This window comes from Mucilaginibacter gossypiicola, from assembly GCF_900110105.1.
Taxonomy (GTDB): Bacteria; Bacteroidota; Bacteroidia; order Sphingobacteriales; family Sphingobacteriaceae; genus Mucilaginibacter; species Mucilaginibacter gossypiicola.
Genome location: NZ_FOCL01000004.1, coordinates 372,013 through 385,333, shown reverse-complemented (window position 1 = coordinate 385,333; position 13,321 = coordinate 372,013). Strand labels below are relative to the sequence as shown.

General features: G+C 42.9%; 10 protein-coding genes. 2 read left to right on the top strand and 8 right to left on the bottom strand.

Annotated elements, in window-relative coordinates; translation table 11 throughout:
• Positions 1 to 33: 33 nt before the first annotated feature.
• The 8 genes from BMX50_RS15345 to BMX50_RS15305 form a co-directional block, all read right to left on the bottom strand.
• A complete protein-coding gene (locus BMX50_RS15345; protein ID WP_091211414.1) occupies positions 34 to 498 on the bottom strand; it encodes an SRPBCC family protein in 465 nt (154 codons plus the stop codon).
• Positions 479 to 820, bottom strand: coding sequence for an ArsR/SmtB family transcription factor (locus tag BMX50_RS15340; RefSeq protein WP_091211413.1), 342 nt, complete (start codon positions 818 to 820; stop codon positions 479 to 481). The genes BMX50_RS15345 and BMX50_RS15340 overlap by 20 nt, the downstream gene beginning before the upstream one ends.
• A 143-nt stretch (positions 821 to 963) precedes the next feature.
• The gene (locus BMX50_RS15335) at positions 964 to 1,707 is read right to left on the bottom strand and encodes an SDR family oxidoreductase (RefSeq protein ID WP_091211412.1); all 744 of its coding nucleotides are present in this window, start codon (positions 1,705 to 1,707) and stop codon (positions 964 to 966) included.
• Between the two features lie 34 nt (positions 1,708 to 1,741).
• Complete coding sequence (locus BMX50_RS15330) at positions 1,742 to 2,596, bottom strand: oxidoreductase (RefSeq protein WP_091211411.1); 855 nt, start codon at positions 2,594 to 2,596, stop codon at positions 1,742 to 1,744.
• Positions 2,597 to 2,741: 145 nt separating this feature from the next.
• Positions 2,742 to 3,332 (bottom strand): TetR/AcrR family transcriptional regulator, encoded by a 591-nt coding sequence (locus BMX50_RS15325; RefSeq protein ID WP_091211410.1) that lies wholly within the window; start codon positions 3,330 to 3,332, stop codon positions 2,742 to 2,744.
• Positions 3,333 to 3,691: 359 nt separating this feature from the next.
• Positions 3,692 to 4,291: a GIN domain-containing protein gene (locus tag BMX50_RS15320; RefSeq protein ID WP_091211409.1), complete on the bottom strand. Its 600-nt coding sequence runs from the start codon at positions 4,289 to 4,291 to the stop codon at positions 3,692 to 3,694.
• Positions 4,292 to 5,084: 793 nt separating this feature from the next.
• Positions 5,085 to 6,980: a RecQ family ATP-dependent DNA helicase gene (locus BMX50_RS15310; RefSeq protein ID WP_091211407.1), complete on the bottom strand. Its 1,896-nt coding sequence runs from the start codon at positions 6,978 to 6,980 to the stop codon at positions 5,085 to 5,087.
• A 169-nt stretch (positions 6,981 to 7,149) separates the two neighbouring features.
• A complete protein-coding gene (locus BMX50_RS15305) occupies positions 7,150 to 8,349 on the bottom strand; it encodes an alpha/beta hydrolase (RefSeq protein ID WP_091211406.1) in 1,200 nt (399 codons plus the stop codon).
• Between the two features lie 290 nt (positions 8,350 to 8,639).
• On the opposite strand from BMX50_RS15305, the gene BMX50_RS15300 reads away from it, so the two are divergent.
• Positions 8,640 to 11,678, top strand: coding sequence for a SusC/RagA family TonB-linked outer membrane protein (locus BMX50_RS15300; RefSeq protein WP_091211405.1), 3,039 nt, complete (start codon positions 8,640 to 8,642; stop codon positions 11,676 to 11,678).
• A gap of 29 nt (positions 11,679 to 11,707) precedes the next feature.
• A complete protein-coding gene (locus BMX50_RS15295; protein ID WP_091211404.1) occupies positions 11,708 to 13,291 on the top strand; it encodes a RagB/SusD family nutrient uptake outer membrane protein in 1,584 nt (527 codons plus the stop codon).
• The last annotated feature ends 30 nt before the right edge of the window (positions 13,292 to 13,321 follow it).

The following is a 13,321-nucleotide window of genomic DNA, read 5'->3' as shown; positions in this document are numbered from 1 at the left end:
TCTCCAGATAGGATTATATAACCACGAAAAGAATCACCCTTTGCTTACGTCTTTTAAATATTGATTCAATTTTTCGATATTCTGCTTTAATCCTTCATCTGCTTTAAATGTTTTCACTACCTGTACAAACTGCTCATGCGATTCAAAAAGCATATGCCAGCTCAGAAAGGTTTGCTCGCCTTTTGCTTCAAATTCAATAGTTGCAACAAACTTAGGGCTGCTCACATGTTCATACACTATTTTCTTGAGTGGAACAACCTCTTTAAACACACTCTTATTTTTATAATCAGTGCCGTCGGGGCCGTGCATTGTTAAATCCCACTCCCCTCCGGGTTCAAGTTCCATTTTGCTGATGGTATTGGTGAAACCGTTAGGCCCCCACCATTGGGCAATATGTTCAGGCTGGGTCCATACTTCCCATACCAAGTCCACAGGGGCATCTAAAGTTCGTGTTAAGCGTAGTTCGCGATCGGCGGTGTTACTTTGATTGTTTTCCATTTCTCTCATTTTTAAGTTGTTCTACATATTTCTCAAGACTATCCAATTTACTTTCCCAATGCTGACGATATTGGTCAACCCAGGCAGATATTTCGCCGAGCTGATCAAGCCTGGCTTCGCAGATCCGGTCACGGCCTTGTTGTTTAACATTAATCAAACCGCAGTCGGCCAGAATCTGGATATGCAGTGAAATGGCCTGTCGTGTAACATCAAAGTTTGCGGCTATGGTGTTCACATTATGTGGCTGAGAGGCAATCATATTAATGATGGCTCTTCGGGTCGGGTCGGCTATGGCCTGGTAAACGTCTCGTCTGGCTTTCATAATTGCGCAAGCATTTGCTTGCAAATATAAATGCAAGTATTTACTTGCGCAAATATTTCTCAGAAAAAATTTAACCACCAAAAAAACGCCGCCACCCTGTTAAAGGTAACGACGCTCCAGAAAACAATTGAGGTCAGTTCAATTTACCATGGAAGTTCTTCACCAAGGTGGATGAACCTGCCGTTAGGCCCATCTTCGCCTATCAGGGCAAGTTCAACACTGGTTTTGGCACCGTCAGGGACAGTCATAGGTGCGTGTTCAACACTGCCCAGTTCTGTTTGTACCCAACCCGGATGTGCAGAGTTTACTTTGATGTTGGTGCCTTTTAATTCATCAGCCAATAATACTGTGAATACGTTCAAGGCTGTTTTTGAAGCAGCATATGATAACCGTTTAAAATCAGCTATCGGACTTCCCTCAGTAGCGTGCAATGTCAATGAACCTAATATGCTTGAAAGGTTAACAATACGGCCAGCCTCGCTCTTTTTAAGCAATGGTAACAACTCATTGGTTAAGTATACTATGCTGAACAAGTTGGTATTAAAGATGTATTCAAATTCATCGGCAGTTGTAGCCGCAGTTTTTTTAACAAAGAGGTCATCTTCTTTCGGGCCAACTCCTGCGTTATTTACCAGGATATCCAGTTTACCGAATTTATCTTCGATGTAAGCAGCCACCGCTGTTCTTTCATCGGCCTTGGTAACATCCAGTTGAACGCCGTATGCTTCAATACCTTGAGCAGTTAACTGAGCGGCAGTTTCTTCGGCAGCATTTAGCTTGCGGGCGGCAACTATTACAGCCACACCTTTTTCGCCTAATTGTTTAGCAGTTTCAAATCCTATCCCGCGGTTTGCGCCTGTTATTAAGGCTATTTTTTTAGTTGACATGATATTTTCTATTTTATGAGTGAATGATGATTAATTAATTTGCAGCAACATGATCATGATCCGTACTGGTTGATACCTCAATCCATTGATCAATTTCTTTGCTTGTTTTTTCGGCGTTGGCTTTATACATGCCTACAGCATCTTTACCAATAGGCAGGTGTAGCGGAGGGTTTTCATTATGGGCGATATCAACTACCACCTGGGCCAGTTTCTTTGGATCGCCAGGCTGGTTACCATGTAACTGGTCTGCACCCACCCTCATTGGGCCAACAGTAGTTTCATAATCGGCAATGATATTTTTTGAAGCGCTGTATGATTCAGCACTCAGAAATTCGGTACTAAATAGGCCCGGCTCCACTACAGTTACTTTAATATTAAGCGGTGCAAGTTCAACTGCGAGGCCTTTTGAAATACCCTCCACCGCAAACTTGGTAGAGCCATATAAAGCCCAGCCAGGAATGGCATCAAAGCCAAATAATGAAGATACATTGATGATATGACCTGACCTTTGAGCACGCAGATGAGGCAATGCCGCACGTAACACATTCAGCAAGCCAAATACATTGGTATCATACTGCGCTTTTACTTCGGCATCGGTTGCTTCTTCAATGGCGGTTACAATGCCATAACCGGCGTTGTTAATCACTACGTCTATTTTACCAAAGCGTAGTAAACCCTCTGCTACGGCGGCTTTAACCTGTGCCTCGTTGGTTACGTCCATAGTTACCACCAACAGGTTAGGATTGTTATTTAATGAAGCGGCAAGCTGATCGACTTTGCTGCGTACAGTGGCTATAACTTTATCCCCTGCTGCTAATGCTATTTTTGCTATCTCTAAACCGAAGCCTTTTGAAGCGCCGGTTACCAATATTACTTTTTGAGTTTTCATGATGTTGTTTGTTTTATGGTGTTTGTTTTTTTAGACTTTTTAGTCTTTTTTTATTGTTAAAAAAATCCGTTTCCGGTTATTGCGCTTTCTTTTATTACGATCAATTAAAAAACGACTAAAAAGTCCATTATTAATCAAAAAAAAATTATTTTAGTTCATATTCTTTTAATTCGCTTTTAAGCATACGTACAAGGCTGTTCATATATTTACTGCTCCCTGTAACCCTCGATACCAGCATACCTCCTTCAAGCAGTGTAAACATCTTCAGTGCATAATCTGCAGCGTTTATTTCAGGCGATATCTCACCATTTGCAACACCCTTATTGATGATCTCAATAAAAACCCGCTGCCCTTCCTCAATCATTGTTTTAAGTCTTTGCTTAAGAGCAGGATTATTATCATCGGCCTCGACACCAAAATTAAGTATGGGGCAGCCACCATCTATATAGGAATCGATGGGATCTTTATAAATATCAATAAAAGCGAGGATCTTTTTTATGGCTGTTTTTTCTTTAGCCATAACAGTGGTCACTTTATCGTTTAATTTATCAAGCAGGTAATTAACCATTACATTGGCTATCTCTTCCTTGCTTTCAAAGTGGCCGTAAAGCCCTCCCTTAGCCATTTTTGTTGCTGCCAAAATATCATCAATGGTAGTACCGGCTATACCTTTTTCATTAAAGATCGGCGCTGCCGTCTCTATAATGAATTGCCTGGTTCTTTCTGCTTTGCCCATTGTTGTTTTGTTCGACGAATCAAAAATAGACTAAAAAGTCGAAAAATAAAAATTGTATTTTGTTTGATGACATTAGGATGAAAGAAGGGTTTATGAGTGTTTAAATTCGGCGACTCTGAAGGTAAAATTATATGAAGAAAAACAGGCCTGTCACCCTGAGCTTGTCGAAGGGTCGCGCGCAGAGGCCCCGCCCCATGCTTCGAGGCCCCCAGCATGACACCCGTTTTTAGTTTATGATCTCGCGCTCATTTGCAATGAGTGCGTACCCTGGATACGCGTTTACAACGTAACTGACAACAAAAAAAGCCGCCCCTTTCAGGGCGGCTACACTATATATAATTGACTCAAAAAAATGGCTGTTATAAAGTTGCAAATTGATCAACCGCTGGTTTGGTTTCTTTATTCAAAGTTTCGGTAGCGTGAGTGTAGGCCAATCCGTTGCTGTTTACGTTTGAAGTTGCGTTTCTTGTTAAGCTATACTCGTTAGTATTACCTTTAAGTTCGGCTTGGGCGTTTCCGCTTAGGGTAATCGCGGCACTGTAAGTATCCAGATTAAGCTCGGCAGATGCATTATTGTTCAATTTAACATCAAGCTCGATACCTGAAAGGCAACCGAATGATTTAATCTCGGCATTATCATAGGCGTTGATGGCGCTCAATTGGTTTACGGTTACCCAAACCACCAATTTTTCAGCTTTGTATGATGAGATACGCAATACACCTTTTTGTGATTGAACCAGCGCGTTTTCAGAATAGTAACGGTTGTAAACTTTTACCTGGTCGGCAGGGCCGCTTGATATGTAAAGTTCAACGTTGCCGTAAACTTCAATTTTGTTGATTTTGCTGATATCAGTTAAAACGACACCGGCATCATTTTTAGCAGTGTTTGCAGATGCAATGTTTGCGAAGCCAAGTACCATAAACAGTACGGTAGCGATGGCGGTTAATGTAGTTTTCATGGCTTTAATATTTTGATTGTCAAGTGATTATTATTTTATTTCATTGAATACATACATATGACGATCTCAAATAAAAAACGTTACAGCGGTTTTGCCGCAATTAGCTGGAGTGCAGGTTTTTATCGGTAAGCCGGTGGTTTTTCCCGGTGAAATGGGGGTAAAAAATTGGGGAATTTATAGATAAATTAAAACTAAGCGCGACACAATTAAAAATAGCGTCATGCCGAGGCACTCGAAGCATGGTGGGCAGGCCTCTGCGCACGACCCTTCGACAGGCTACCCATGACATGTTAAAAAAGTGCGTTTCCCGTCAGCAGGAAAGCTTCGGGTGAAAACGGACAGAACAATGGTGGCCAGGAGCGAAGGACGGGGCATAGCAAGTTTTTGCAGCAGCGTTGGGAAAGCGCGCGCGAAGCGGCGCAAAATAATTGCAGCCCGTGGTTCTGACCGTTTTGCAGGGCAAAAGCCCGCGCGACGGGCAGCGGGAAGGGCAGCGCAAAGAAGCCTCCCTGCTGACTTGATTTTTTGGGTACTTTTGTATCAAGACAAAAGTACCTGGCCCCGCGCGGCCAAGAGCGCGACGATGCAAGTTTGATACCTCTAAACGCGTTACCTGCCGGTAGGGGATTGCTTCGTTCCTCGCAATGACGTGGAGATGTCATTCCTCCTTCACAGATCTCGATTTTTTTCCTACTCAGGGTGACAGGCCCGCTTTGTTCAATGTCATTTCCCCTTCAGAATTCTCGTTTTTTCTTCGGCACGACGGAGAGTGAGAACGTCGTTATAAAATCTATCAACTTAAATAGTAAGCCTCACCATCAGTTTTGATCTTTCCTGCATCGAGAAGCAGGCGTACGGCTTCCATCTTTTCCTTTTCGGTACCAATATTGATCCCGGTTATCAGTCCTCCGATATCGGGGTTTGAACTACTGAGCAATTGTACTATTTCTGTGGTGATGTTATCAAAAATCTCATCCTGATTTACCTGGCGCTTTTCTTCAATACAAACATCACAAATGCCGCATTTACGGCCATCAGGCTCGTCGAAGTAAGCCAACAGCATCTGGCTCCGGCAGCGTTTATGAATGGCGTAGGCAAAAACAGCTTCCATTTTTTGGCGGTAAACTTCCTTGCGTTGTTCAATATACTTCCTGTCGATAATGAGATGACTACCCTGCACCCGTGGTTTTAAGTAAGTAACCTGGGGTTTATCGGTTTGCGGCATATAGCTCAGCAAGCCATACTGCTGCAACTGCAACATCCCTTCAATAACTTGCTGAACGCTTAAACCTGTACGCCTCGCAATGTCAAACTCCTTAATGCGTACATAATTTTCAAACGCTCCTCCATATGAGCGAAGCAAGGTTTTAATAAAAGGATCCCATCCGGCATTCTGGATCTGGAAATTGTATAGCTGTTCGTTAACTACCTCAAATTGAAAACGTGAGGGCAAAAACACGCTCTCATTAAAAGCAAGGTACTCGTCGCGCTCCAAAAACTTCAGGGCATTAAGGGTTTTTATAGCATCGAGCTTGTAGCGGGCGCAAAACTCACCCAAATCAAGATCAAAACTCAGCCCCTCGCCTGCCTCATAAGCCAGCTGATAATAGTTGGCCAGGTTGTGATATACCTGCTTAATTTCCTCAATAGACGGAAAATTAAGCGCATACATTTTTTCCTGTTTAAGCTTATCGGCAGGGTTATACAACAGCACGCCAAAGGCCTTATTACCATCGCGTCCGCCCCGGCCGGCTTCCTGATAGTAGGCTTCCAGACTTTCGGGGATATCCTTGTGGATCACAAACCTTACATCTGGTTTATCTATCCCCATACCAAAGGCATTGGTAGCCACGATAACCTGCACCCGGTTATTTTTCCATGCTTCCTGTTTTTCAGAACGCTGATCAACCGAAAGACCGGCATTATAATAATCGGCCCTGATGCCGTTATCGCTCAGGAATTTTGCTATCTCAAAAGTCTCCTTCCGGCTGCGTACATATACAATACCGCTTCCCTTAACGCCGCGTACAATATTCAGCATTTTACGGAACTTATCTTCCTCGTGCTGTACCACATAGCTAATATTGCGCCGCTCAAAACTTTGCTGATAAACTGCCGGATTTTTGAATTTTAGTTTTTCCTGGATATCAGCCTTCACATCGGCTGTTGCTGTTGCAGTAAGGGCAAGCACCGGCACATTGGGGTGCAGTTCCCTCAAATCAGCAATATGCAAATACGGTGGCCTGAAATCATAGCCCCATTGCGAAATACAATGCGCCTCATCAATGGCGAAAAGGTTCACTTTCATGTATTTCACCCGCTCGCGCACCAGCTCACTCAGCAAGCGCTCGGGCGACAGGTACAGAAATTTCACCGAACCATATATGCAATTATCCAGCGCCAGATCTATCTCGCGGCGCCCCATGCCCGATACTATCGAAATGGCATTGATACCTTTAACCTTCAGATTTTCAACCTGGTCTTTCATTAAGGCTATCAATGGCGATACTACTATGCACACCCCTTCTTTTGCCAATGCCGGCACCTGAAAACAAACTGATTTACCGCCGCCGGTTGGCAAAAGTGCCAATGTATCGTTCCCCAATAAAACAGATTGGATGATCTCGGCCTGCTTAGGCCTGAAAGCATCATGGTTCCAGTACTGTTTTAATATTTCTTCGATAGTCATGGGTAAACGCTGACCTCAAAACTATTAAATTTAAGGGAAATTTGGGCGGGTTATGAGTTGAATTGTCCGTCCCGTCATTGCGAGGAACGAAGGAATCCCCGATTTGCGGAGCCGCCCTGTATAGTTTGGGATTGCTTCGTCCCTCGCAATGACGCGTTGGAGATACCATTTACTTAAACCCCATCAACCATTTATAAAAGCCCGGCCAATCACCGTTCCATTGTTTTTCGTTATGCGATGCGCCTTTGATCACTGTTACCGGCGCATTGACGGCATTTATCCCTTTGGCTTTTACGATATCGGCCATTTTTTGCATATCGGCTACCATACTTTCACTTTCAGCATCGCCGCAAACAAAATAAAACCGGCTCCGTTTATTTGCTATAGCCTGTTGCGCTTGGTCATAAATCTGCGGTGCAATCCAGAACGCGGGCGAAAACACGCCTGCATTTCCAAAAACCTCCGGGTATTTAAGTACAGCATACATGGAGATAAGGCCGCCCATTGAGCTTCCGGCAATTGTTGTATGCGCAGCATCGCTTTGGGTACGGTAATGTGCATCAATGTATGGCTTAAGGCCTTTAATCAAAAACTGCACATAATCATCGCCCCTACCTTCGCCATATTTTGAGTTATACGGATCGTACTCGGTTATACGGAACTCGCCACCATTATCAATACCTACAATAATGCTTTGCTCCTGTACAGGTGTTTTGTCCATTAGCTCATCAATTCCCCATTCGCCGTATGCAGAGGAATATTCATCAAAAAGGTTTTGCCCGTCATGCATATAAATTACCGGGTATTTCTTTTTGTCAGCCTCATAGCCGGCTGGTAAGTAGATCCAAACCCGGCGTTGCCTGCCTAATTGGGGCATTTCAAAGTTTTCACTAATGATATGTACCCGGGCAGTAGCTGTATGTTTCTTTTCTGGCTGTGCAAAACTATCCTGCCAACCCGCAATATCAAGCTGAACAGCCGTATCACCTTTTATCACGACAGTTCTGTTTTCAATAGCCTTGCCTGCGGCGTCGCATTCTACTGTGTTCCAGTCGCCACGGGTTACTTTAAAATGAATAATACCGACAGGTAAATCCTTGTTCAGGGTGTAGGTTCCTTTGTGATTTTTAACCAGTTCAGAGGCCTTGTCGGCAGGGTTCCAGCCATTAAAATCCCCTGCCAGAAACAGGTGTTCCGGGGGGCTTTTCGGGGCCACAATTTTGCCGGTAAAAAAGGATATTTTCACCTGGCTAAAAAGCAAAAAATTTTGGCCAAAAAGCAAAAACGCGCAGAAAATTATTTTTTTCATCATCACAAAACGGTTAAAATCGGTAACGTTACCGGGAACGTTCCCGGAAATTGTTTGCATAAAAGTAAAATCAACTATTGTGTAAACTTGACACTTACTTATTTCACAAATATGGGTTTAAATCCAAATTTCGCATAAAAACAATAATTTTTCTCTGCGATTTCGATAAATTTTAATATTTCGTTTAAATTAAAAAAGCATTAATTAAACGCTTTAAAATTATCTTTTACATAAAATTTGCAATTGATATTTGTAAATGTAAATTAGTCGCATGCTGTTTCGGCCACAATAATAAACCAATTATAGCCGGCAAAATAAGCCTTTTTTTATTCATAAAAATCAATAAGTAAATGAGAAAAAATTACTCAAAAAAGTATGTTCTTCTTTGTGCTTTCCTGATGATGTCATTCATGGCATTTTCACAAACCGGGAGTATTAAAGGAAAGGTATCTGACGAAACTAACCTGCCCCTCCCCGGTGCTACGGTTACTATCGATGGTACTACTATTGGTTCAACTACCGACCCTAATGGTAACTACGCCATTAACAATGTTAAAGCCGGTACTTATACGCTAAGCGTAAAGTTTATCGGTTATATCACCATTAAAAAAGCAATAACCGTTAACGGCGCAACAATTGAAAACTTCAGCCTTCTGCCCGAAAGCAAAAGCCTGAGCGAGGTTGTGGTTATTGGTTACGGTACACAACGTAAAAAGGACCTTTCTGGCGCTATTACCAATGTAACCGCTAAGGATTTTCAAAAAGGTGTTATTACTACCCCCGAGCAGTTAATTGCCGGTAAGGTGGCAGGTGTATCTGTCATATCAAACAGCGGTGCACCGGGTGCAGGTAGTACTATCAGGGTACGTGCAGGTGTATCACTGGCAGCAGGTAACGATCCGCTGATCGTAATTGATGGTGTTCCTATTGACCGCCCGCGTAATGGTGACGGCACATCGAAAATACCTGGCGTTGCAGACCCGTTAAGCCTGATTAACCCCAATGATATCGAATCTTTTTCCATACTTAAAGACGCATCTGCGGCTGCTATTTATGGTAACAGAGCATCAAACGGAGTTATATTAATTACTACTAAAAAGGGTAAAAGCGGCAAGCCGGTTATAGATTTCAGCACTCAATTTTCGGTGAGTAAGCTTAGCAAGTATATTGACGTACTTACAGGCGACCAAATACGCGATTATGTGAATGCTAATGGTACAGCAATACAAAAGTCACAACTTGGCACAGCAAATACCAACTGGCAAAAAGAAATTTACCAAACAGGTATTACTACTGATAATAACATTAGTATATCGGGTGCAACCAAACAATTGCCTTATCGTGTGTCTGCCGGGTATTATGACCAGACAGGTATTTTAAAAACCAGTTCATTACAACGGTTTACCGGCGCAATCAATTTAAGTCCAAGCTTTTTCACAGACCATTTGAAAGTAACGCTAAATGCCAAAGGCTCGCAGGTTAAACAACGGTTTGCAAATGAAGGTGCAATTGGTGCTGCAGTTAGCTTTGATCCTACCCAACCTGTTTACTCAGGTAGCAACCGTTTTGGTGGTTATTATGAATGGTTAAATGATCCTACAAAACCGGCAACAAGTCCGCTTAAAGGATTAGCCACCCTTAATCCACTGGGCTTACTTGAAGAGCAGGACAATCGCAGTAATGTTTATCGTAGTATAGGTAACCTGCAATTGGATTACAAATTTCACTTTTTGCCCGAATTGCATGCAAATGTTAACTTAGGCTACGATGTATCTAAAGGCTCGGGCAGTGTTAACATCCCTGACAGTGCAGCTTCAAACTATAACGGATTTCAGGACAGCAAAGGGATCACTCACCGCGGTCAGCGAAACCCATATAAAGGCACACAATCAAATACTATATTTGAAGGCTATTTCAGCTACGCTAAAGATTTAAAAAATATAGCAAGCCATATTGATGCGGTTGCCGGTTATTCATATCAGGATTTTAGCACAAAAAATTACTTTTACGGATCGTACGCATTTGACGGAACCGAAAAACCAGGCTCTAATCCAAACTTTAATTTTGACGAACCGGAAAACAGGCTGATATCTGTTTATGGCCGTTTAAATTACATATTCGAAGACAAATATATCCTAACCGGTACTGTACGCCGCGATGGTTCATCTAAATTCAATCCCGACAGAAGATTTGGTACCTTCCCTTCGGTAGCATTTGCATGGAAATTAAAGCAGGAACAGTTGTTTAAGGGAATAACAGCATTATCTGATCTTAAATTACGTTTGGGTTATGGTGTAACAGGCCAGCAGGATGGCATTGGCAACTATGACGTTATTTCATTTTACAATCTTAGCGGTAACGCCGCCCAATATCAGTTAGGCGATATTTTGTACAACTTGTACCGTCCGGGTGGATATTACTCACAACGCACCTGGGAGCAAACAGCATCGTCAAACGCCGGGCTCGATTTCGGATTTCTTGATAACCGTATTACCGGTACGCTTGATTTTTACTACCGCAAAACGTCAAAACTTCTTAACAGCATACCACAGCCCGCAGGTACAAACTTTTCAAATACCATTGTGGCCAATATTGGCGATTTAACCAGTAAAGGTGTTGAATTAAGCCTTAATACAGATGTAATCAGATCGCAGGATATGAACTGGAGCATCGGCTTTAATGCTACCTATAATACTAACAAAATCACCAGGCTTACACTTGCTCCTGACCCAAGCTATCCTGGTGTGTTAACAGGTGGTATATCAGGTGGTACGGGTAATACGATCCAAATTAACTCAGTTAATTATCCCCGCCTTTCCTTCTATGTTTATCAACAGGTTTACGATGCCAATGGCAAACCGCTCGACGGCGTTTTTGTTGACCGCAATAAGGATGGCATCATCAATAGCAGCGACCTTTACAGGTATAAAAGCGCCGATCCAAAAGCTTACTTCGGCCTTAATTCAAACTTCAATTATAAAAAATGGTCGGTGGGCTTTTCGGCAAGGGCAAGTGTAGGTAATTATGCTTACAACAACGTAGAGGCAAGCTCAGGCACGCAATTAAGTGTATTTAACGGCATCGGAATATTAAACAACGCAACTACAAGCTTGCTTCAAACCGGCATAGTAGGTTCATCTGATAAAATGAGACTATCTGATTATTATATACAGAATGCGTCGTTTATAAAAATGGATAACATTAACCTGGGTTACAACTTTGGTAAAGTGTTTGGCAGCACCGGCAATTTACGCATAAGTGGCAACGTACAAAACGTATTTACCATTACTAAGTACAAAGGTCTTGACCCTGAAGTTAGTAGCGGTATCGATAACAACTTTTATCCAAGGCCACGTACATATGTGTTAGGTTTAAACCTTTCATTATAATTAAAGTTGATAACGAAAAAAAAATTGACATGAAAAGAAATTCATTAAAATATATATTAATGACCGGTTTAATAGCCGGAAGTTTAACATCGTGCACAAAGAAGCTTAATTTGCTTCCTACCAATGATGTGACAGCCGAGCAGGTTTACAGCACGCCTGAGGGTTACAAACAAGCATTTGCCAAGGTTTACGCCGCATACGCCCTCACCGGCAACACCGGTCCGGCAGGTAACGGTGACGTACAAGGTATTGATGAAGGTACTTCCGATTTCTTCCGTCTTTACTGGTGCGCTGAAGAATTACCTACTGATGAAGCAGTTGTAGGCTGGGGCGACGTAGGTTTGCCTGATTTTCATAGCATGACATGGTCATCAAGCAACCTGTTCCTTACAGGTTTATATTACCGTTGTATGTACCAGATTACCCTGGCTAACGATTTCATCCGCCAGTCATCAGATGCTAAACTGAGCAGCAGGGGCCTTACCGGCGCTGATGCCGATAAGGTTCGTCAATATGTTGCAGAAGCACGATTTTTAAGAGCTTATCAATATTCTATTTTGATGGACTTGTTTGCTGCCCCTCCATTTGTTACAGAGAACGATGCTTTGGGTGGTGCACTGCCAAAGCAAATAAGCCGTAAAGACTTATTTGCTTATGTAGAAAGCGAACTTAAAGCTATTGATGGGAGCCTTGCCGATGCCCGGGGCAATGAATATGGCCGCGCAGATAAAGCTGCTGCCTGGGCTTTGCTGGCGAGGATTTATCTTAATGCCGAGGTTTATACCGGTACTGCACATTACCCGGATGCTGTAACCTATTCAAAAAAGGTAATTGATGCCGGTTACACCCTGGTTTCTGATTATACCAAGTTGATGCGCGCCGATAACAACCTCAATAAAAATGAGTTTATTTTAACCATTAACTATGATGGCTTGCATACACAAAGCTATGGCGGTGCAACATTTATGACACATGCTCCTGTTGGCGGCTCGATGCCTGCTGCCGATTATGGAATTTCAGGCGGATGGGCCGGTTTACGAACCACCAAAGCGTTTGTAAACCTGTTTCCGGGAGGCGCTTCAAGTGCTGATAAACGTGCGCAGTTTTATACCGATGGCCAAAACATCGACATCAACACCATCAGCACCTTTACCGATGGCTACGCTATCAGTAAATTCAAAGATGTTAAGATTGATGGTGGTGCTCCGCAAAGTTTAGATTATGCAGATATGGACCTTCCTATTTTCCGCCTGGCCGAGCAGTACCTTATTTATGCCGAAGCTACTACACGTGGCGGTGGCGGCGATGCGGCACTTGCTTTAAGCTATGTTAACAAATTAAGGGCCCGCGCTTACCAAAGCACTACTACAGGCCAGTTAACCGCCCTGACAACCGATCTATTACTTGACGAAAGAGGCCGCGAGTTGTATTGGGAAGGCTTCCGTCGTACTGACCTTATCCGTTACAAAAAGTTTGTTGAGGATACCTACTTATGGCCGTTTAAAGGCGGTTCAAAAGATGGTAAAGGTGTTGAAAGCTTCCGCACGGTATATCCATTACCATCGGCAGATGTTACCGCTAACCCTAATCTGAAACAAAACACAGGATATTAATAATATACCGGGAGATGCCTAAGGGCATCT